1 tRNA gene is annotated in these 2838 nt (G+C 63.5%); it reads right to left on the bottom strand.

Features of this window, described 5'->3' with window-relative positions:
- Positions 1-2506 precede the first annotated feature (2506 nt).
- Positions 2507-2598: transfer RNA gene (locus tag ACZ69M_RS51110), tRNA-OTHER, on the bottom strand.
- Positions 2599-2838 lie beyond the last annotated feature (240 nt).

Below are 2838 nucleotides of genomic sequence, written 5' to 3'. Positions count from 1 at the left end.
CCTCATAAGCCGCAGACTCACCCGCGAATCCACCCTGAACTGGCGCGACACCTGAACCTCGAACCAAACAACCTCGCCAGGACAAAACGCTCTTTCACACCGCTGCCTGGGGCTTGGAGCACTAGTTTGGAAGATCGCGCATGCGGACCTGGGCTGAGCTGGCAAGTCGCGGAGCTGGACGTCCTCGCGTTACTCGCCGCAGATCCCCGTTGTTCCCCGCTGGCCACTGCTCGATCGGGCACGTAGAGGGCACATGTGCCCCTCTTTCGCACTCTCCATCGCAAGACGGCCTGATCCTCACAGCGGACCCTAGCGGGCGGTCACGCGAGCGGTGAGCAATTCCGCCGTCACGTAGTCTCGTGTGCATCCATACGGCAAGGGGCGGGGGCGTTCACGCGATGGCGAAGCCGGTACGTGCAGCGGTCGGTGAGATGTGGATCACTTGCCAGGTCTGCAAGGGGGACGTGTTCCGGGAGCGAGGCGTCTTGTTGAACAGCACCGGCATGGAGTTCATGAAGTTGGCTTGGGCCGATGAGAAGGCCACTGGCCTCATTTGCTGGCGGTGTGGGTACGTCCACCTCTTCGTCAACAAGGACATCAAGCTTTACCGCGTGGACAAATAGTACATATCGGCCTACCTGCTCTGATCCGCCGGTTCAGCCTCCGCAACTCACCACTCTCCCCAGCTCCCATCCCGTCTGCCGTCGACCCACACACCGTGGAGCGGGCGCGGTTCAGGGTGTCAAGGTGGAGCACGCCACTGTACGAACGACCTTGACGCCCTGGGCCACGACTGCTCGGCTCTGCCTGGGTCGATGGCAGACGGGGGGAGCACCCCACGCACGCCACACTCGGCCGGCACTCGCGAACGGCGCCCCCGCCATCTCGGAGCCTGAGCGCCCCCGCCGGAGGCTTGTTCTGACCGGGGCACTGCGTGTCCAGGTCTCTACTCATGGGCCGTTGCTTGCTGCGGCCCCAGGGGCCGGCCCACATGGACCGCCTGCTCAGGAGGCGACGCAGTCAGTAGCCGCCGCAGATGTCCACTGGGAAGCCCCCGGCCCTTTCAGGCTGGGGGCTTCCGCTCGTACCTGTCGAGGCTCAGGCGGGTGGCCTCATATCGCACAACAACTGTGGTCGGGTGATCAGCGAATGAACCACTCTTTTGCTCCTAGTGCAAAGGCCGATGCGGTGCTGCTGAGCGCCAGCAGCCTGTACGGGATGCGCTCCACAGTCACACGGACGCCACCGCATCGAAGATCGAAGATTGGCCTTGTCGGGGTAGTCGCATCAGAGATCGGATGCCGTCCGCCAGTTGGCAGCTTTCGGTGTTCGTCCACGCGGCTGGCCACGAGACCACTCCCTCATCGAAACGCATGGCGTAGCGCCGCACCCATGTCGGTGGGTGTGGGCTTCCTGTTACGCCGACTCTCAGGGAGCAACTACTTAGACGCGCAAGTCGATTCACGGATCAGCGCTACCTGTTCCAACAGAGGACTGAGCTCAGCCGGTGGAGTCATGTCCGCCTGAGCTGCGGCTATATGACTCCTCGCCGGAGTCGGAAGAGAGGACCTGACCGGCAAGTTGCCGCAGGAGCGCGATCGCTAGCACCGAACCGGCACCCCCGGTTGCCGTCGAGTGACAACTACGGTTGTCACCATGGGGCAACAGGAATCCGTTGGCAACGATGCATCGGCAGTTGACGCCGCCAGGCCGCGTGACCCAGCCTGGCGTGAACCTGACGATCTTGAAATCACTGAACTGTGTGACCAGATGCGGTCATTGGCCAAGGCTCTGGCGCGACGAATCTCGTCGCGGAGTCGAGAGTGTATGGACAACGGCCACACTGCTCCGGCAGGCGTGACTCAATACGCTGACTGGCAGCTTGCTCATCTGCGTGTGCTGAGGTACATGCAAGAAGCTGTTCAGGAGCTTGCAGCGGACACGGTGCAGACTGCTGGCGGAATGGGGGCTAGCTACAGCCAAGTCGGATTCGCCTGGGGGATCTCCCGGCAGGCTGCTCGGAAGAAGTGGCCCCAAGCGGGTCACACCGGGGAATCCTTGCCCGAGACGTTCTCTATAAAGAGGTATGGAGGAAGCGCAGAAGTCAGCCGCGTGCCGGGGCGATCTTCGTGGACGTGGACGGGGCGCGGTTGTGACGGCACCGACGAGCAGGCAGCGCAGAGCTGCGACAGCCCGTGGGCGGCCCTGACCGCGGCTGACACTTTCCCGCGAGACCACTTCGTGGCGCTTGGGTGGCGTGACGGCGTCGATGTACCGTCCGCCCTGGCGGTCCCTGACCGTGAGACTTGCTGGTGTGTCGACATCGACGACCGATGCTTGCCGTGAGCGTCACGGGCGACTCGGCTTGGCTTCTAGCCGCAGCGCGAGCCATGAGCCAGATGGATCGGCTCTTGCGGGGATGCCCAGGTCGTCAGTGACCGTCCTTGTTGATGTCAAACGTAGATGTCAAAGGCACCGGACCATGATCGGTCCGGGGCCTTTGCCCTGGTGCCCCGGCAGGATTCGAACCTGCGACACCCGCTTCAGGACCGAGATTGGGCGGTTGCTAGCGTGATCTGCGAAGACCTGTCCTGGGGCAAGTTCGCGTGTGTTCACCGTTGTTGCCGCCGGGTCCCCGTGAGTCCCCGTCCGTTCTGGCACGAGAGTGGCACGACTACACTCCTCCGTGGCACCCGCCTGTGGCGGACTCCGGGGGGTGTCCGCCACCCTTGCGGGCAATGAAGGCTAAGGGCTGTCCCGTAACTGATCTTGAGATCGATGCAGCTGCGGCTGCGGCCCAAGGCGATGTGCCCCTCCTCCCTATCCGGCAAGGACGAG

Source organism: Streptomyces sp. NPDC107454 (assembly GCF_055582885.1).
Note: the sequence above shows the minus strand (reverse complement) of the source record. Positions and strands in the feature narration are given on the sequence as shown.